The organism is Blastococcus sp. SYSU DS0616, from assembly GCF_054051015.1.
The window spans coordinates 120,539-139,628 of the sequence record NZ_JBJHAJ010000006.1; the positions used below are offsets into that span (position 1 = coordinate 120,539).

A 19,090-nucleotide genomic window follows, 5' to 3' on the forward strand; every position below is an offset into this window, starting at 1 on the left:
TCAGGCGGGGAGGACCGCGTCGTCCGGAGCCGTGTGCCGATCGCCGTACCAGGCGGCCAGCCGGGCGAAGCCCTCGTCGAGGCCGACCTCCGGCCGCCAGCCGAGCGCGGTCCGGGTCCGCCGCTGGTCGAACCAGTGCGCCGTCGTCAGCTGCTCGGTGAGGAACCGGGTCAGGGGAGGGGTCGACCGGCGGCCGAGCGCTGACCAGGTCCTCTCCACCACGGCGCCGGCCAGCCAGGCGGCGTGCGCCGGCACCCGACCCCGGGGTCCGGGCACGCCGGCCGCCGAGCACAGCCGTCGCAGGATCTCGGCCACCGTGCGGGGCTCACCGTTGGAGACCACCAGCGCCTCCCCGTGGACGGGCCCGCACGCGTCGACCCCTGCCACGAGGGCGGCAGCGGCGTTGTCGACGTACGTGGTGTCGATCAAGGCCGCGCCGGAACCGATGAGCGGGAGGCGGCCGCTGCCGGCCCGGGCGACGATCCGCGCCACGAGCTGCTCGTCGCCCGGGCCCCACACGAGGTGCGGGCGGAGGACCAGCACCGCGAGGGCAGCCGAGTCCGCGCCGAGCGCAACCTGCTCGGCCAGCGCCTTGGACCTCGAGTAGGCGCCACGCGCCCGGGCCGGGTCGGCCGGCCCTGCCCCGGCCCCGAACAGGGGTGCCCCGGCGTGCGAGACCGAGGGGGAGGAGACGTGCACCAGCCGCTGGACGCCCGCGGCGGAGCAGGAGGCGACGACGTTCCGCGTGCCCTCGACGTTGGCCCGGGCGTACTCCTCCCACGTCCCGGTCACGTCCACCTTCGCGGCGAGGTGGACGACGGCGTCCTGCCCCGCGGCCGCCCGTGCCACCACGGAGGGGTCGGCGATGTCCCCGAGCACCTCGGCGCAGGGCAGGCCCGAGGGACGGCGCTGGAAGACCGTCACCTCGTCGCCCCGCGCGATCAGGCGCTGGGCCGTGACCCGGCCGAGCATCCCGCTCGCGCCGGTGACCAGCACCTTCACGAGGTCCCGCCGCTCCGGGTCGCCCATCGCACCGGCGAGCCGGAGAGGACCCGGGTCGCCCGGCGCGCCAGTGCCGCCCGGTCGACCTTCGACTGGTGCCGGATGTCGACCGGCAGCGCCTTCGTCTCGAGCACGGCGGCGAGGTCCGTCCCGGCCGCGTCCCGGACCCGGTCGGCGAGCTCGACCGGTGCCACGGTCAGCCGCCCGGCACCGGCTCCCACCCGGAGGCGGGAGCGCCGTCGCCCGGGGCCGGCGCTGGGCACGACGACGGCGACGGCCACCTGCGCGCCTGCCGGTCCGACGCCGACGACCGCCGCGGCGGAGACGGCGTCCAGCCGCTCGATCCGCTGCTCCGGGCCGACCGGGGTCAGCGGCCCCTCCGCGGTGCTGATCACGTGGGCCAGCCGGCCCTCGATCCAGAGCCGTCCCGCGCCGTCCAGGTGCCCGACGTCCCCGGTGCGGTGCCATCCCGGATCGCGGGCGGCGGATCGCTCGGTGGCCCACAGCGCGTCGTAGCGGTCCTTCACGTGGGGGGCGCGCACGCAGACCTCGCCGGGAACGTGGGGCGCCTCGGTGAGCGGGCCGTCGGCCGCGCCCAGCGGGGAGAGCGGGCTGACGCGGATCTCGACACCGGGCACCGGGCGGCCGACGCAGACGCCGTTCCCCGGCCCGGCGGCCTCGACGTCGTCCAGGGAGACGTCGGTGACCGGGAGCGCCTCGGTCATGCCGTACGGCGTGTGCGCCTCGGCCCGCGGGAACGTCTCCCGGAGGGAGTGCAGGAGCGGGGTGGGCACGGGCGCGCCGGCCGACATGAGCAGTCGGACCCGGCTCAGCGCCGAGCGCTGCTCCGCGGTGAGCTGTTCGGTGGTGGCGGCGACGCGGCGCAGGGCGGCCGGTGCGGCGAAGACCACCGTGGCGTCCACGGCGGCCGCCGCGTCGGCCAGCTTCGCGGCGGTCAGCGTGCCGGGCTCCGTGACGTCGATGTCGGGCACGGACGACGCGATCCCGAGCCCCGGTCCGAGGATCGAGAAGGGAGCGAACGCGGCCACCAGCGAGTCGCCCGGCGTGAGGCGGTAGGCGGTCCTGACCAGCTCCAGCTGGGCGCCGACCTGGCGCTGCGTGTAGACCACGCCCTTGGCGGGGCCGGTGGCCCCGGAGGTGAAGACGACTGCGCAGTCCGAGTCCGCCGGGACCTCCTCGGGCGCGGCCGACGACCGGCCGAGGGCCTCCAGCGAGGCCAGGTCGCGCTCGGCGCCGAGGGCCCGGCGCAGCCGGGCCGTCGTCCGCCCCGCGACGATGCGCGTCCCGGCCAGCCCCATCGCCCTGGCGGCCGCCAGGCCGGCGGGGCCGCCCAGGACGTGGTCCGGCGCCGCTCCCCGGAGCGCGCGGCGCATGCCCCGGAAGCCGAGTCCCTTGTCGGCGACCACGATGACGGCGCCCGCGCGCCAGGTGGCGTAGACCGCTGCCGTCAGGTCCGCCGACGGTTCCAGCAGGAGCGCCACCCGATCTCCTGGACGGACACCGGCCGCCGCCAGGCCGGCGGCGAGGTCGGCGACCCGGCGGGCCAGCTCCGCCCAGGTGACCGAGTCCCCGCCGGTCTCCACGACGGCCGGGGAGTCGTCCTCGGCGCGGGCGGCCAGGGCCGCCCAGGGCCGGGCCGGCTCCACCGCCGTGCCGCGGCTGCCCACGGCCGCGGTGTCCGGTGCGGCGAAGGTGTCGGTCACCCAGGTGGCCACCGCCTGGGCGTACTGGGGCGCGTCCTCGGGGAGGAGGTGGGAGGCGCCCTCGTAGCGGTGCACCGCCGCCCGGGGCAGGCGCTCGCGCAGGTCGGCCAGGTACTTCTCGCCGAAGACCGGGTCACGAGGACCCCACAGGAGGAGCGCGGGGACGTCGAGGGTCCGGATGCCCTCGGCGATCGCCTCCTGCGCCGCACGGGAGGGGTGTCCCGTGCGGAAGGGGATGTCGGCGACGAACTCGCCCACGGCCCGGCGCCGCGCGGCCGTCGGGTAGGGCTGCGCGTAGGCCCGGCGGATCTCCCGGGGCAGCGGCGGCCACGACAGCGCCGTCGCCCCGCGGACGAACACCGAGCTGCCGACGGTGACGGCGGCGCGCAGGCCCGGCGCGTGCGCCAGCCGGATCAGCGCGGGCCCCAGGTCGCCCTCCGGCATGGCGACGGCGGTGTTGGTGAGGACCACGCCGCGCACGTCCTGCCGGTGCTCGAGCGCCCAGCCGAGGGAGATGATGCCGCCCCAGTCGTGGGCCACCGTGACGACCGGGCCGGTGACGCCCAGCGCGGCGGTGAGGTCCCCGAGATCGGCCACCCGCTGGGTCAGGGTCCGCGGCGCGGCCGGCCGCTCGGACCAGCCCATGCCCAGCTGGTCGGGGGCCACGACTCGCCACCCCGGCGGAGCGGCGGCGACCATCCGGCGCCAGAGGTAGGACCAGGTGGGGTTGCCGTGCACGCAGAGCAGGGTGCCGACCGGGTCGGGCACACCGTTGTCGAGCACGTGCCACAGGTGCTTCTCGCCGTCCGCACCGGGAACGGCGACCCACCGCGACCAGGACGGGTCCAGGCCCGGCAGCTGGACCGTCGCACCGGCTGTCACCAGGCGATCTCCAGGCAGCAGGCGTTCAGGCCCGAGCCGATCCCCATCAGCAGCACGCGGTCGCCGTCGGCCAGGGTGTCGGACTGCCCCGCCAGCGTGAACGGCACCGACGCGGGGCCCAGGTTGCCGCGGGTGGGGAAGGTCGTGGGCACGCGTGCCCGGTCGATGCCGAACCGGTCGCACAGGGCCCCGGTGTGCACCTTGGAGACCTGGTGGATGACGTAGCGGTCCATGCCCCGGGCCCAGTCGAACTCGTCCGCCGCGTCCGCCCACAGTTCACCGGAGAGTTCGAGGCCGGCGGCGAGGAGGCCCTTGAGGTCGGTCTGCATGCCGTCGTTGTCGCCGGTGCACAGCTGGTGGTGCTCGGTCCCGGCCCGGCTCACCGAGCCGACGAGCCGGTGGCCCTCGGGGTGCCGGTCGGCCCGGCCGAGCACCATGGCCACGGCGCCGGAGCCGAGGGTGAGGGTCGCGAAGTGGCCCATCACGTCCTTGGCCACGGTGTCCGGCCGGTTGAGCAGATCGATGGTGCGCTCCTGCACGGGTCGTGCGTCCTCGCCGTTGACGACGAGCGCGTACTCGACCATCCCGACGTCGATCATCGCCGCGGCCAGCTCCATGCCGTTGATGAAGCCCAGGCAGGCGTTGGTGACGTCGAAGTTCTGGCAGGAGCTCGGCAGACCGAGGGCGTCGTGCACGGCGACGGCCGTCGACGGTTCGAGGTGCTTGCGGCTGACCGACGTGTTGACCATCAAGCCGATGTGCGCCGGGTCGACCCCGCTCTCGCTGATCGCCTTGGCGCCCGCGGTGGCGGCGCCGTCGACGAACGACACCCCGTCGGCCCACCAGCGGCGCTCCTCGATGCCCGCGAGCCGCTGCAGCAGCCCGGGGCGCAGCCCGACGCGCTGGTAGGTGTCCCCCAGCCGTTCGTCGAACTCGGCCGACGTGACGATCTGGGTCGCGTCCACCGTCTGCACGGTGAGGATCGCGGTGTTGCTGAATCGGTGTGTGGCGTTGCCGTTCATCAGGTCCACTCGTGAGGTGCGGCGGGCGGCCGCCGTCCTCATGCGCCACCCTCGTCCGGCGCGCTTACCCGTCGGGGCGACAGGTACACCGGCCGGGCCGTCGGCACCAGCATCGCAGCCGGACCGGGCCGGGGGGAGAGGGCGGTCGCCGGCGCAACCGCCGGGCTCGCTCGTGGGCTGGCGTGCCGGCCTGCGGACGAGGGGGGCCGATCGACGAGACTCGAGGGCCGCCAGCAGGTGGCCGTGCCGGTCCGGGCCGACGACGTCGACGAGCGCCCAGCCGCGTCTCGGTCGGTGGCGTGGGACACGAGGACCTCCGGTCGTGGGTGGATGCCGTCGCCGGTTCCGGTCCACGTCCGGAGGTCCTCGCCGAACAGGATCAGTCGATCCGTGCCGTCACACGCCTGGATCGACGTCTTCGGCCGGGTTCGCTAGAACGACCGCTTGGTCAGCCGCCAGACCTGCCCGTCGCTGTCCGGGGCACCGGTTCCCGTGCCGGGGGAGAGCGAGTTCACCGCCACGAACACGTTCCCGAGCCGGTCGGCGACCACGCCCGCCGGCGACGGCGCGGGCAGCGTGGCCCGTGCGCCGGTCCTCGGCACCAGGACCACCTGGCCGGTCCCGGCATCGCCGCCGCGCAGCTCGCTGACGTACAGGTTGCCTGCCGGGTCCTGTGCGGCACCGGTGACGCCCGTGAAGCCGGTCCAGGTCTGCTGGATCGACCCGGTCCGCCGGTCCAGCTCCCAGACCCGGCCGGCCTCCGAAACCAGCGACCCGAGGCCCCCCACGATGATGTCCCCGTCCCGGCTGAAGGTGAGCGATGTCGGAACCGGGTCGCAGGAGAAGCTGCCGTCCTGGTTGGGCCGGGTGTCACAGGCGCCACCGGTGATGGTGGGCAGGACGGCGAACACGCTGATCCTGCCGCGCCTGTCCACGGCGAGGATGTCGTTGCCGGCGGCGTCGGCCACCAGCACCCGGTCGCCGATGTCGAGCACCGCGTACGGGTTCGACTCGACCCCCTGGCCGTCCGGGTCGTGCGCCGCCTCGAAGGCACGGATGTCGGCGACGACCGAGGCCGGCCGGCCCGCCGTCGCGCGCAGCAGCTTGCCCTCCTGCTCCTCCGGCAGCCCGGTGATGCCGTCCGGGACATCGACGTCCTTTGCGATGTAGATCTGACCGAGGGAGCGCGCGCTCGCTGCGTCGTTACCGGTCGCGGCGATACCGGACGGACCGGCCTCGGACAGCAGCCCGGTCACCACACGCTCCGCGGTGACCCCGACGGCCTTGCCCGGGTGCCGCACGATGCTGACCGCCCCGGTGGTGCCGACGCACACCTCGTCCCCGTCCACGACGGCACAGTCGTCGCCGCCGGTTCCGGACTCCGCGATGACGAGGATCCCGTTCTCCGTCATGTCCAGCTGTCGGGGGTTGTCCAGGTGCCGCGCCACCGGAACCGGCGCCGTGCCCGGCGGAGCGGCAGCGGCGGGACTGATCATCAGCGTCGTGGTCGCCAGACCGGCGGTGACCGCTGCACACGCGAGACGTTTCATCTTCTCCTCTAGCGAGTCGAGGAGCTCGGCCGCCGGTACGACCCGGCGAGTGGCGCCGAACTTGGCAGGGTGCCCCGGGGCCGTCAACCAGTTGCTGCGTCGTGCGCGAGGGGAGAATGCGCTGGCCACAGTGCCGTTCGGCAGATCGCCGTGTGCCTGCGGGGCGCGGCACCCCGTCCTGGTCGCCGTGCAGGCGGACGTCGGGGTCGCGGCGACGTCCGTCTGCCCAGCACCGGCGCACGGCACGGGGCGCGGGACGTCAACGCTGACCTCGTGCCCGACGACGCCGGGCCGCGGTCGAGCGTGCCCGCGCGGCGGCGTAGCCGGACCCGGGCACGAGAGCACTACGGGCCCGTCGGTGGTCGCGATGGAACGTTGGTTCGGATCAACACCCCGCGCGCCCCGCCGATGATCACTGCGTCCGCTCCGTCGTCGTCGCGGAGGGACGCGTCGGGAGGGGGTGGGCAGCCATGCGGATCTCCACGAACGTGGCCGCGCTCAACGCATCCCGGTTGCTCCGGCAGGCCGACGACGGCGTGACGACGAGCCTCCGCCGGCTGTCCTCCGGACTGCGCATCACCAGCGCCGCGGACGACGCGGCCGGCTTGGGCATCTCAGAGGGGCTGCGCGCACAGTCCCGCGGTACGGCGCACGCGGTGCGCAACGCGCAGGACGGCATCAGCGTGGTGCGGACGGCAGAAGGCGCCCTGACCGAGGTCTCGGCGATGTTGCAGCGCATGCGCGACCTGGCGGTGCAGGGGGCCAGCACGGCAGTCATGGGCGAGCTCCCGACGCGGGCGATCGGGGCGGAGTTCGAACAGCTGAAGGCCGGCATCGACCGCATCGCGCGCACCACCGCGTTCAACGGCACGGTGCTGCTCGACGGCGACTACGACCACCTTCTGCAGGTCGGCGCATCCCCGGGCGACACCCTGCGGATCACCTTCGGGGCCCCGGGCCAAGGGATGGACGCCACCGACCTGGGTCTGTCGACGGCCCACGTCACCCGCTACCAGCATCCGGAGACCGGCGAGTGGGGGAACGGTTGGGTCGGCGTCCAGTCGACCGGCACCCCGGCCGTCTCGGACGAGGAGGGGACGCCGGCGGCCGGCAGGCTCACGCTGGTCGGTGGCGAGTACGCCACCGGGGAGTACCAGGCCAGCTTCCGCGCGCTGACCGGCGTGGTGAGGTACGACGGGCAGGCGTTCTCGCTCTCCTCGGTCGACTACACCGGTGCGGAGACGGCGCAGGAGTACCTCGACGCCCTCAACGCCGCGGCGCAGGCGGCCCTCGGACCGGACTTCGGGGCCTTCACCGCCACACCGACGGGGCTGACGAGCACCGGTGCCACGCCCGGCCCCGGCTCGACCGTCGGCGACGCGGAGGAGCTCAGCCCCCGGTACTACGTGTACGGCGGGATGGCCGCCGTCATCCGAGCCGTCGACGGCGCCATCGGGCGGGTCTCCGAGATCCGCGCCGAGCTCGGGGCCTACGAGAACCGGCTCGAGCACACCGTCCGAGCGCTGAGCGTGGCGGGTGAGAGCGCCGCGGCCGCGGAGTCACGCATCCGGGATGCGGACATGGCCGTGGAGACGATCTCGCTCAGCCGTAGCCAGATCCTCGCCCAGGCCGGGGCGGCGATGCTGGCGCAGGCCAACCGGCGACCGGAGCTCGTCCTCCGCCTGCTCGGCTGACGGGTGCGGGCACGATGAGGACGCCCTCATGGTCGCCGCACCCGGCCGCCACGCTTCGTGCGCGCGCGGGTGTTCATCGACGATCGGTCATCGGTCAGCCCGTCCTGGGGCACCGTGACGTGGGCCGGATGCCGAAGGGCGACACGCCATGTGCGCCCACGGATGCGTCCAGATTCGCGATGACTTCCCGCCGAGCGCGGGCCAGGCCGTTGGCGCCGCTCGGGGTTAGCGCAGAGCACACCTTGGTCGTCGGCTTGCGGTTGGACGCGCGGCCCACCGCTCAGCCGTCGAGGCGCCGCGGACCCCGGATCGGAGGACGTGAGGCCACGTGTACCGCGCGATGATGACGGCCTGGTCATCCTGACGAACGGTGACCACCGCACACGACGAGGCAGGGCGCCCATGACGTGCGCGCCCGATACGTTCGGCGCTGGCGTGAACCAGTGGTCCTGTGTCCGAGGGGCGACGCGCGCTACATGCGCGCACGGCTCCGACCGGTTGGCTGAGCGTCACCTGCCCGGACGCAGGTAGTCGCGGGCGAGGTCCAGCACCTCCGCCAGGGCCAGTCGGCCGCCTGCGGCGAACAGCTCGTCGAACCGCGCAGATCCGGCTGCCGCGCGCACGGCGTCCGCCAGGTCGCCGTCCCCGCGCATCGACGCGTACACCCGCAGCCCTGCGCGACGGCGCAGGCCGTCGGTCGCACCGGCGAGCAGCCCGGCCCGCTCGGCGTCCCCGTCGGCGAGGGACAACGCGGAAGCACCCGCCAGCGCCAGGCAGAGGCAGTGCGTGCTCTGCCCGGACACGCTGAGGTCGAGCGCGTCGGACAGAAGGGCGCGGGCCTCCTCGAGGTGGCCCCGGCCCGTCGCGAGCCCGGCCAGGACCACCCGCGAGACGGCAGCCAGCCACGGGGTGTCGAAGCGACCCGCCAGGTCGTGCGCCTCGGCGACGAGCTCCTGGGCGTCGTCGGCATCGCCGAGGGCGGCCTCCACGGATCCGGCGGTCACGAGCGCCAACCCTGTCCACATCGGCTCGTCGAGAGCGCGCAGCCGGTCGAGGGCAGTGCGCAACCCCCGCCGGGCGCCGTCCAGGTCGCGGACGAGCGTCGCGGCCCAGGAGAGGAGCAGGGGCGACACGGCGGACAGGTACGGGTCCTCGACCTCGCCGAGCAGCGCGGCCAGCCGCTCGCTGGTCGCCCGGACGGCCGTCGTGTCTCCGACCTCCAGGGCGGAGAGCAGGGCCGTGCTCAGCAGCTCCGCGCGCGGCACTGCCGGCAGGGCGTCCTCGGTCGGCAGCAGCTCGGCCAGCCAGGAGCGCGCCTCACCGATGATCATGTCCCCGAGGCCCAGGAACGGCCAGAGGACCCGGAACGGCCACAGAACCCGGAACAGGCGGGGGAGCGGTGCCGGATCGTGGGCGAGGTGCCAGCGCACCGCGGTCGCGATGTTGTCGCTCTCCCGGACGAGGATCTCGGCGCACGCCCGCTGGCGGAAGCCGCGCAGCGGCCGATCGGCGCTCTCGGCGAGCTCGCGGTAGTGCTCGGCGTGGCGGCGACGCACCTCGTCGACGTCGGGACGCGCCGCCAGCCGTTCGGCGACGAAGGCGCGCACGGGGTGCAGCATCCGGGGTCTCGGCCCCGTCGGCCTCGCGGCGACGTGGATGAGACTGTGGCGGGCCAGGCTCTCGGTCAGGTCCAGCGCCCGGTCCTCGTCGAGGCCGGCGACGTGGGCAGCGGCCGCGAGGGTCCAGCCGTCGGCGAAGACCGCCAGCACCTCGAGCAGTGACCGCTCGGCGTCGTCGAGCATGCCGATGCTCCACTCCACCGCCGCGCGGAGAGTGCGCTGCCGCTTCGGGAGATCGGCCGTGCCCGTACCCAGCGTGTCGAGGGAACGGGAGAGCCGGCTCAGCACGGTGACCGGGTCGAGCAGCCGCATGCGGGCGGCGGCCAGTTCGATGGCCAGGGGCAGGCCCTCCAGACGGCGGCAGATCTCCACGACGGCCGGGGCGCCTTCCGCGGTCAGCTCGAAGTCCGGGCGTACCGCCCGGGCGCGCTCCAGGAACAGCCGGACCGCCGGGTTCTCCGCCAGGTGCGGCAGGTCCGCCGCCTCCGGGACCGGCAGCGGGGGAACCGGGTACGCCTGCTCGGCCTGCACCCCCAGGACGGTCCGGCTGGTCGCGAGCACCGCGAGGCGGGGGCACCGGGTCAGCAGCTCGGCCAGTTCCGGGCCGGCTGCGACCAGGCGCTCCAGGTTGTCGAGGACGAGCAGCCACCGGTCGCTTCCGAGGAGGTCGGCCAGGGCGGGTACCGGCGAGGTCGCACCGGCGAGGTCGGCGCCCAGTGCCCAGCCGATGCGCCCCACGACGGCGGCGGGGTCGGTCAGCTCCGCGAGCGGGACGAAGACGGTGCCGGCGTCGAACCGTTCGCGCAGCTGCTCGGCGGTGGCCAGCGCCAGGCGGGTCTTACCGATCCCGCCCGGGCCGGTGAGGGTGACCCACCGTCGGCCGGGACGGGAGAGCAGGTCCGCGACCTCCTCGACGGCCTGCTGCCGGCCGACGAGCGACGTCGTGCTGACCGGGAGGGGGTCGGGGGTCAGGAGGGACCGGGGGACGGCGCCTCCTGACCGCGTGGCCGGCGCCACCGGAGCAGCCGGTGACGTCGCCGCGGCGGTGAACCGCTCGCTCAGCAGCTGGGCGAGGTCGTCACGGACCAGCCGGCCCAGTTCGGCGGGGGTCCGGAACGGACGGTAGGTCGCCTCCTGCTGGATTCGGCGGACCAGCTGTGCCAGGCGCGGATCGCGGTCGGGAGCGGGTGTCTTCAGGTACAGCAGCCGCGGCATCCCACGGGAGAGCTCGAACTCCTCCTCCAGACCGGAGACGTCCAGGCCCGGGACGAGCTGGCCGTACCGCTCCCAGTAGATGCCGAGGAAGACGTCGCTCTGCGCCAGGTAGGCCCGGTACACCTCGCCGGGCGGGCGCACGTGCGCGCCCGCCTCAAACATCACGGAGGTGAGCCGCAGCGCAGCGATGGCGCGGGAGACGGCTCGGCGCTCGGCCGCCAGCTCGCCCAGGGTCGAGCTCACGAAGACGCGGAGCCGCTGGTCTGGTGTCCGGATGCCCGGCATGGGGCAGGCCTCTCGTGGAACGTGGATCAGGGATGGGCAGCGACTATCAGCGCTGCGCCACGCGGAAGACCGGCCAGCCGATCTCCGTCTGCCACGCGGACGGGTCGGCCGTGTCGCGCGGGCCGACCAGGTAGCTCTCCCGCACCGGCCCGGCCACCGCCAGAGCGTTGGCCACCACCCAGGCGCCCAGTTCGCCGTAGGTGACGTCGATGTCGTCGTGCGGGCCGACGTGGGTGGTGACGGCGAGCTCGACGGCCGGCAGGGTCACCGGGTGCACCCGGCCCCGGTGCGGGGGGTGAGGGGTCGGCAGGTACACGAGCACGTGGCCGCGGCCGCTCTCGAACAGGGAGTTGTCGCTCAGGGTGCCCGGGGCACCGGTCGGCCCCTCGACCGCTGCGTCCAGCTCGGCCATGGCCCCGGCGTACCAGGCGAGGACCTCGTCGTGCGCCACCTCGTCCTCCACGGCGGCCACCGTCGTGGCCGCGACCGAGCGCAACTCCACCTGCAGCGGGGCCGGCGCCGGACGCAGCAGCCGGCGCAGCGACGCCACCGCGGCCCGGGTCCGGTCGAGCTCGGACTCGAGTCGCTCCAGGTGGTCGGCGATCAAGCGGGCGCGGGTGCGCGGATCGGGGGAGCGCAGGATCCGCTGGACGTCGGTCAGGGGGACGTCGAGCTCGCGCAGGCGGTGGATGACCTGTGCGGTCGGGATCTGGTCCGCGGTGTAGTACCGGTAGCCGCTCGCGGGGTCCACCGTCGCCGGCTCCAGCAGGCCTGCGTCGTGGTACCGGCGCAGGGTGCGCACGCTCAGGTGGGTCAGCCGGGAGAACTCACCGATCGCCAGCACGCGTGCACTGTGCACCCTCTCCCCGGGGGAGAGTCCAGCGCTTGACCCTCCCGGTCCGGGAAGCCGCACCGTCGGGACATGACCCCACCGACCAGCATCCAGCCCGACCAGCTCCCGGCTCCGATCCGCGGCTACCTCGCCGCGCACGACGCCCGCGACGCGGATGCCGCGCTGCGCGCCTTCACGCCCACCGCCGTGGTGGTCGACGAAGGCATCACCTACCGCGGGACCGCGGAGATCCGCGGCTTCCTGACCAAGGCCGGAGCCGAGTTCACGTACACCACCGCGCTCGTCGGTGCGCAGCGCGTCGACAGCGCGCACTGGATCGCGGTCAACCACCTGGAGGGCGACTTCCCGGGTGGCGTCGTCGATCTCGGCTACCGTTTCACGATGGACGGCGACCGCATCACCGAACTCGTCATCGCCCCGTGACGACCGGGGTCCGGCGGTCACTCCTCGGCGCTCGGCAGGCTGTGCCGGACGTCGCCGGACCAGGTCGAGCGGCCGTGGCCCCGCCGGTCGTGCGCGATGCGCCGACCGCCGCGGGCCAGGAGAAACGCCCCCCTGCGTGTCCCGGTCACCCGTGGGGATCGTGCCCATGGCGGGGCCTCCTCGAATCCGTCGGGGTCCGCGGACCGGAGAGGTCCGTCGGACGAGGTGAGGGAGACGATGCTCGACCCGGGCGGGCGGACTCCGCATCCGTCATGTGACCGGGCTCGGTGCGGTTCCCGGTCGGCCGCTGGGGCCGGCTGCGGCGTGGCCTCGTGGCGATCCCGACGCCGGCTCTCGACGTGGTGGCCGGTGACGAGCGCAGCTGGACCAGCCACGGCGAAGGCTGTGCTGGGGCGGCCCTCGCGTGCCGGGTACGCAGGCCGACGACCGGTCATCTGACGGATGTGCGTGCCCCGGCGCGCGGCGAGCGTTCCCGACATGACCTCGGACCGGGACGACCCGACCACGACATCGCAGAGCAGGGAGCCGGCCTCGCTCATCGCCGTCCGCCAGCTGGCCGCGGAGCGACGGCAGCATCGCGACGGCGACGACCGCCTCCTCTCGGCCGCAAGTATCCGGGCCGCCCGACGGCGGCACCCCCTCGGGCGGGACGAGAAGGGGCAGTGATCCACCGGATGTGCGGCCGGCGCCCCCCACCGCATCCGAGCCGGGGGCTTCCGGATCCGACCTCTGCCCGAAAGTCCCGCGCGCACCGGCAGCGCCGCGGACCAGCCGACGCCCTGGGGGCCGCTGCCTGGGGCGACCGGGCCCGCCGAGAGCTGCGCGCCGCGGGCGAGCAGAGCAGGCCGCGCACCCCGGAGGCCCGCGAGCAGCTGAGCCCGCAGGAACTGCTGGTCCCGCAGCTCGCTGCGCAGGGCCTGACCAACCGGGACCCGCCAGGAGGTCGGTGACGACATGCAGATCCTCGACCTGATCGGCGTCTTCGCCTTCGCGGTCTCCGGCGCCCTGATGGCGATCAGCCGCGACTACGACGCCGTGGGCATCGCGATCCTGGCGGTGGTCACCGCGCTGGGCGGTGGGATCGTCCGGGACCTCGTGCTCGGCGACACGCCGCCTCCGGCGTTCAGCAGGTGGCAGTACCTGGTCGTGGCCCTGGCGGCGGCTGCGGTCACCTCCGTCGCCCACCCCTGGCTCGCGCGGCTGAGCAGGCCGCTGCTCGTCTTCGACGCGGCGGGCCTGGGGCTCTTCTGCGTCGCGGGGACCGAGAAGGCGCTCGACCACGGCCTCGCGCCCGTGGCGGCCGCCCTGCTCGGGGTCACGACCGCCGTGGGCGGCGGCGTGCTCCGCGACGTCCTCGCCCGTGAGACCCCGGCGCTGTTCCGGGCGGACTCCGAGCTCTACGCGGTGCCGGCGGTGGTCGGGGCGCTCGTCGTCGGCGTCGCCTCGACGTTCGACGCCGACGGCCCGGCGCTGGGCGCGGGGGTCGCCGCCGCGATCTTCGTCGTCCGCGTGCTCGCCCTGCAGCGCCACTGGCGCGGTCCGCGGGCGCGCGGGCGGCGGTCCCCGGTCGGCTCCTCCCCGGTGGGCGGACCGCCACTTCCGTGACGCAACGAGCGGACTACCGCGATGCCGAGCGGTACGACGGGGACCCGCCCGTTGGCCAAGCCCCCACCGGGCGGTCACCGCGCTGCCGGTCCCGGGCGCGGAGGTCCCCGCCCGGCGCCGGCAGCAGCGCCCCGCCGAGGAACCGGGCCGTGACGTGCCGGGTGGCGCCCAGGGCAGGGCGCGGACCGGTCTCCCGCCGACGCTCGATGACCGGGACCGGTTGCGCGCGCGTTCGCAGGCATCGGCACGTCGGCGGCAGCTGCCGCGCCCATATCGCGGGCGTATGCCGAATCGGAGACGTCGTGGCAACAACCGGCCGACTGCACTGGGGTCCGTCCAACCGCACCGAGCCCGCGCCGGCCAGCCCGGCGGAGAGGAGTTCGACCATGACGACCAGCCACCACCGTCCACCTGCCGGCGAAGCGGGCGCGACGCCCCGGGCCCCGGTTCCGGGCCGACCGAGGGGGCGCCATCCAGGCTTGCTGGTGCTCGTGGCCGCCGCCGTGGTGCTCGCCGTCGCGGGCATCACGCTCGGTCCGGCCGAGGCCGTCGCTGGTGCCCGCCGGACCGTGCTGGCCGGCGTCGAGGCACTGTTCGCGCCCTGGCTGGACACCGTTCCCCGGCGCCCGGTCGAGGTGCTGGCGAACATGCTGCTGTTCGTCCCGGTGGGTGCGCTCGCTGCATGGGTCCTCCGGCGCCGGGGGCCGCTGCTGCCGCTGGCCCTCGGGGCTGCGGCGTCGGCGCTCATCGAGCTGGCGCAGGTCGCACTGCCCGGACGCATCCCCGACGTGGTCGACGTCGCCGCCAACGCGGTCGGCACGGTGCTCGGCGTCGCGCTCGTCCGGGTGCACCTGGCGGCCCGGTCGCGACCTGCGCGGCGACGGCGACGGTGCGGGCCGCGCGCCGCGCTGGTCTGCGTTCCCGTGCTCGTGGCATGGACCACCGGGTGCTCGGCAGCCGCACCGGACGGGTCCGCCGACGCGCCGGCACCGGGCGGGGGAGCCCCGACCGTCGCCGACGGGCTGGTCCCCGAGGGTGAGGAGCTCTCCCCGTTCGCCGACGTCCCGGCCATCACCGGCCTGGACAGCGAGCTGCGCACGGCCCTCCAGGACGCCGCCCGGGACGCGGCCGCCGACGGGGTGGACCTCCACGTCTCCAGCGGATGGCGCAGCGCTGCCCACCAGCAGTCGCTCTTCGAGGCGGCGGTCGCCCGTTACGGCAGCCCGGAGGCGGCCCGGGCGTACGTCCTGGGCCCGGATGAGTCCGAGCACGTTTCGGGCCGGGCGGTCGACATCGGCCCGACGGACGCGATGAGCTGGCTGGCTCAGCACGGGGCGGACTACGGCCTCTGCCAGACGTACGCCAACGAGATGTGGCACTTCGAGCTCACCGTCGAGCGCGGCGGCGAGTGCCCCGCGCCAGCTCCCGACGCCAGCGGCGGCTGATCAGGTGCCGCCCGCCCGCGAGCCGGCCCGCGTGGTCGCGGCCCGGCAGCCTCGCCGAGGCGCCTGATCCGCCGCCGCACGTCATCTCCGGGGACGACATCGCCCGGCGGATCGTCGCCGACCGCCACCGGAACAAGACCCTCATCCGCGGGGCGGGGGGTCAGCGCCGAGTCGCTGCTGGAGCGGGCGTGGCACGAGAACGCCGCGACCCCACACCGCGATCGGAAGCCACCCACCGTGACCTGCCGACCAACCTGCCCGGGCGGTACAGCTGGCGCGCGTGCACCCTCTCCCCGGGGGAGACTTCGAGCCTTGACCATCCCGCGCCGGGAGACCGCACCGTCGGTGCATGGCCAATCCGAACAGCACCCGACCCGATCAGCTCCCGGCCGCGATCCGCGGTTACCTCGCCGCGCACGACGCCCGCGACGTGGACAGCGCGCTGCGCGCCTTCACGCCCACCGCCGTGGTCGTCGACGACGGCACGACCTACCGTGGGACCGAGGAGATCCGCGGCTTCCTGTCCAGGGCCGGGGCCGAGTTCACGTACACGACCACCCTCGTCGGGGCGGAGCGCGCCGACGACGGGCACTGGGTCGCCACCAAGCACCTGGAGGGCGACTTCCCCGGTGGCGTCGTCGACCTCCGCTACCGCTTCGTCCTGGACGGCGACCTCATCACGGAGCTGGTGATAGCACCCTGACGACCGGCTCCGGCCTGCCCTACCGTCGCGGAGGAGGCCGCGGCCGCGACGGGGCCGCGGCGGGAATGGCACGGGCGGAGCCCTCTGCGGCCTGGGCGGTCCACACCGCGTGAGCGGAGGAGGGCGGAGACCGGCATTGCCGGCCCACGGCACGGCGTGCGTAGATCGCATGTGCAGGCCCGGGAGTGCACGGGGGTGAGCGGATCGTGATCGGACGGACCGAGCAGCTGGCCGTGCTGACGGCGATGCTGGACTCGGTGGCCGCCGGAGGTCGGGCCGCCGTCGTCTCGGGCGAGGCCGGTATCGGCAAGACCACCCTCGTGGCGGCGTTGTCGGCGCAGGCCCGCCACGCCGGCTTCCGCGAGCTGCGCTGCACCGGGGTGCAGAGCGAGGCGACGGCCGGGTTCGCCGGCCTGCACGAACTGCTCCGCCCGGTGCTCGACGACGCCGCGGCACTGCCGGGGCGCCAGCGGGCCGCCCTGCGCTCCGCCTTCGGGGAGTCCGACGGACCCGCGGACCGACTGCTCATCCACCTCGCCGTCCTGGGGCTGCTGGAGGAGGTCGCGCACCGGCAGCGGCTGCTCGTGGTGATGGAGGACCTGCAGTGGCTGGACAGGTCCAGCGCCGAGGCCCTGGAGTTCGTCGCCCGCCGGCTCAGCAACGCCCCGATCCTGATGGTGGCGACGGTTCGCGCCGGGTCCGGCGACCCCACCCCGCTGCCCTCCACCCAGATCGCGCGGCTGCACCTGGGCCCCCTCGACGAGGAGGAGGCCGCCCTGTTGCTGGACGGTCTCCCGCACCGGCTCGGCGAGCACGACCGGCGGCAGATCCTCGCGGAGGCCGCCGGGAACCCTCTGGCCGTGCGCGAGTTCGCCGCCGCCGTGAGCGCCCGGGACGGCGGTCCGGCCCCGGCGGGCCCGCTGCCGACCACCGCACGCCTCGAGCGGGCCCTCCTCGCCGGGGTCGACGCCCTGCCCGAGGCCAGCCGTCGGTTCGTGCTCCTCGCCGCGGTCGCGGACGTCGAGACGCTGCCCGAGCTCATCGCCGCCGGGCGCCTGCTCGACCTGACGCCCGAGGACCTGGCACCGGCCGAGGAGGCCGGCGCTGTCACCCTGGTAGGGGACCGCGTGCGCTTCCGCCATCCGCTGCTCCGCTCGGCCGTCCGTGGAGCGGCAACCTGGTCCGACCGCGCGGCGGCCCACGCAGCGCTGGCGGCGGCGACGCCGGACCCGGGCGCCGCGGCCTGGCACCGCGCGGCGCTCGCCTTCGCGCCGGACGAGACGATCGCCGCCGAGCTGGAGGCGGCGGCTCGGCGGTCCCTGCAGCGGGGGGCACGGCCCGACGCCGTCGTCACGCTGCGCCGCGCCGCGGCGCTCTCGGCGGAGACCGAGGCCCGGGCGCGTCGGCTGATCGCGGCGGCCGTCGCCGCCCGCCAGGGCGGCCGGGCGTGCGACGCCGTCCAGCTGCTGGAGGAGGCGCTGCCCCTCGCGACCGGCGCGGACGTCGTCGCCACGGTCGCCTCCACCGAGGTCATGCTCGGCGTCACGGCGGGCACGCCCGTCCGCACCGCCGGGGAAGCTGTCGCGCTGGCGGAGGGGCTGGCGGGCAGCAGGGGCGACGAGCACCCGAGGCAGCGAGCGCAGGTGCTGGTCGGGGCCGCGGCGTTGGCTTGGATCCAGGGGGTGGACGAGCCGGCGAGGAACCGGCTCGCCGACGCCCTGAGCGCGGTCGACTCGGGAGGTCGGGACCCCATGGTCGCCATCGGGCTGGCCCTCGTGGACCCCGCCGCCCACGCGGCCCGCGCCCGTGCGGCGCTGCCCGGACTCACCGGCTTCGTCTCCGACTACGCCTACACCGACCGCACCGAGAACCACCCCGGCAGCAGCGAACTGGTGCTCGCGGCCGCGCGCATGGCCGAGGCGATCCAGGACTTCGCGGCGGCCTCCAGCCTGTGGGACCTCGGCGCCATGTTCTTCCGCGGCGGCACGGGTGTGCTCAGCGACGAGGCGCAGGTCTTCACCGGGCGCGGTGCTCTGCGGCTGGCGAGCGGCCGACTCGCCGAAGGGCTCGCCGACTCGGCGCACGGAGAACAGCTGGCCGGGGAACTCGACCTGCCGGTCCTGGCCGGCCTCGCGGCGGCCGCCGCCGCGCGGGGGCATGCCTGGTCGGGCGCGGACGAGGCAGCGGCCCGCGCCCGCGCCCGCGCCCTAGAGCTCTCGGGCGAGCAGCCCTCGGCGCTGGTCCGCGCGCTGGTCGCCTGGGCGGCCGGGCTGGGAGCTCTCGGCCGCCGCCGGTACGAGGAGGCGCTGCCGGCGCTGCGCGACGTGTCGGTCCACCCCAGCACCGCGCTGCTGGCCTTGGGGGACCTGACCGAGGCCGCCGTCCGTTCCGGTGCCGCCTCCACGATCGAACCGGTCGTCGCCGAGGCCGAGCGCGTGGCCGCGGCGCTGCGCTCGACGCACCTCCAGGCCCTGGTGCACCGCAGCCGTGCGCTGCTGGCTCCCGGCGCGGAGGCCGCGGAGCGCTTCGAGGCCGCGGTCGAGACCGGCCAGCGGGCGGGCTCGCCGCTGGAACTCGCCCGCAGCCGGCTGGCGTGGGGCGAGTGGCTCCGCCGGCACGGTCAGGTGGTGGCGGCTCGTGGCCACCTCGCGGAGGCGCTGCACGTGTTCGACACCGAGGGCGCGGCGCCCTGGGCGGAGCTGGCGGCCGCGGAGCTGCGCGCGGCGGGGGTGGTCCCCAGCCGCAGCACGCCCTCGGCCAGGATCGACCCGGCCCAGGTGCTCACGCCGCAGGAACTCCAGATCGCCCGCCTGGCCGCCAGCGGTCTGACCAACAAGGGGATCGCCGACCGGGTCTACCTCTCGCACCGGACGATCGGGGCGCACCTCTACCGCATCTACCCGAAGGTGGGGATCACCAGCCGGGCCCAGCTCCGCGACGTCCTGGGTCCGGTCGGGGACTGATCCCGCCCCCGGCCGGCGGGAGCGGTCATCGTACGGATGTGGCACCCGGCCGGTGCTCCCTAGCGTCGGTGCCGCATCCGTCGA

The 19,090-nt window shown here is 75.3% G+C and carries 13 protein-coding genes; 7 read left to right on the top strand and 6 right to left on the bottom strand.

Annotation, left to right across the window (positions count from 1 at the left end; genetic code table 11):
- The 4 genes from ACI79K_RS06550 to ACI79K_RS06565 form a co-directional block, all read right to left on the bottom strand.
- On the bottom strand, window positions 1–1,029 hold the full coding sequence (locus tag ACI79K_RS06550) for an NAD-dependent epimerase/dehydratase family protein (protein ID WP_456599283.1): 1,029 nt from the start codon (window positions 1,027–1,029) through the stop codon (window positions 1–3).
- Window positions 999–3,608: an alpha/beta fold hydrolase gene (locus tag ACI79K_RS06555; RefSeq protein ID WP_456587927.1), complete on the bottom strand. Its 2,610-nt coding sequence runs from the start codon at window positions 3,606–3,608 to the stop codon at window positions 999–1,001. Before ACI79K_RS06555 ends, ACI79K_RS06550 begins: the two co-directional genes overlap by 31 nt.
- Entirely contained in the window at window positions 3,605–4,672 is a 1,068-nt protein-coding gene (locus ACI79K_RS06560; protein ID WP_456587926.1) for a 3-oxoacyl-ACP synthase III, read from the bottom strand. Before ACI79K_RS06560 ends, ACI79K_RS06555 begins: the two co-directional genes overlap by 4 nt.
- A gap of 389 nt (window positions 4,673–5,061) precedes the next feature.
- Window positions 5,062–6,180 (bottom strand): ScyD/ScyE family protein, encoded by a 1,119-nt coding sequence (locus ACI79K_RS06565; RefSeq protein WP_456599284.1) that lies wholly within the window; start codon window positions 6,178–6,180, stop codon window positions 5,062–5,064.
- 470 nt (window positions 6,181–6,650) lie between these two features.
- On the opposite strand from ACI79K_RS06565, the gene ACI79K_RS06570 reads away from it, so the two are divergent.
- Window positions 6,651–7,874 (top strand): flagellin N-terminal helical domain-containing protein, encoded by a 1,224-nt coding sequence (locus ACI79K_RS06570; RefSeq protein ID WP_456587924.1) that lies wholly within the window; start codon window positions 6,651–6,653, stop codon window positions 7,872–7,874.
- Window positions 7,875–8,383: 509 nt separating this feature from the next.
- On the opposite strand, the gene ACI79K_RS06575 is transcribed toward ACI79K_RS06570, so the two are convergent.
- Both ACI79K_RS06575 and ACI79K_RS06580 read right to left on the bottom strand, forming a co-directional pair.
- Window positions 8,384–10,951 (bottom strand): ATP-binding protein, encoded by a 2,568-nt coding sequence (locus ACI79K_RS06575; RefSeq protein ID WP_456599285.1) that lies wholly within the window; start codon window positions 10,949–10,951, stop codon window positions 8,384–8,386.
- An 88-nt stretch (window positions 10,952–11,039) separates the two neighbouring features.
- Entirely contained in the window at window positions 11,040–11,837 is a 798-nt protein-coding gene (locus ACI79K_RS06580) for a MerR family transcriptional regulator (RefSeq protein ID WP_456599286.1), read from the bottom strand.
- A 78-nt stretch (window positions 11,838–11,915) separates the two neighbouring features.
- On the opposite strand from ACI79K_RS06580, the gene ACI79K_RS06585 reads away from it, so the two are divergent.
- The 6 genes from ACI79K_RS06585 (at window position 11,916) to ACI79K_RS06610 (ending at window position 19,006) form a co-directional block, all read left to right on the top strand.
- Window positions 11,916–12,269 carry a nuclear transport factor 2 family protein gene (locus ACI79K_RS06585; protein WP_456599287.1) on the top strand — a complete coding sequence of 118 codons (354 nt, stop codon included), beginning with the start codon at window positions 11,916–11,918 and terminating at the stop codon, window positions 12,267–12,269.
- 498 nt (window positions 12,270–12,767) lie between these two features.
- On the top strand, window positions 12,768–12,956 hold the full coding sequence (locus tag ACI79K_RS06590) for a hypothetical protein (protein WP_456587920.1): 189 nt from the start codon (window positions 12,768–12,770) through the stop codon (window positions 12,954–12,956).
- Between the two features lie 288 nt (window positions 12,957–13,244).
- Window positions 13,245–13,895 (top strand): trimeric intracellular cation channel family protein, encoded by a 651-nt coding sequence (locus ACI79K_RS06595; protein ID WP_456599288.1) that lies wholly within the window; start codon window positions 13,245–13,247, stop codon window positions 13,893–13,895.
- Between the two features lie 485 nt (window positions 13,896–14,380).
- Window positions 14,381–15,340, top strand: coding sequence for a VanZ family protein (locus ACI79K_RS06600; RefSeq protein ID WP_456599322.1), 960 nt, complete (start codon window positions 14,381–14,383; stop codon window positions 15,338–15,340).
- 349 nt (window positions 15,341–15,689) lie between these two features.
- Window positions 15,690–16,043, top strand: coding sequence for a nuclear transport factor 2 family protein (locus tag ACI79K_RS06605; protein WP_456587918.1), 354 nt, complete (start codon window positions 15,690–15,692; stop codon window positions 16,041–16,043).
- Between the two features lie 206 nt (window positions 16,044–16,249).
- Complete coding sequence (locus ACI79K_RS06610) at window positions 16,250–19,006, top strand: helix-turn-helix transcriptional regulator (RefSeq protein ID WP_456599289.1); 2,757 nt, start codon at window positions 16,250–16,252, stop codon at window positions 19,004–19,006.
- Window positions 19,007–19,090 lie beyond the last annotated feature (84 nt).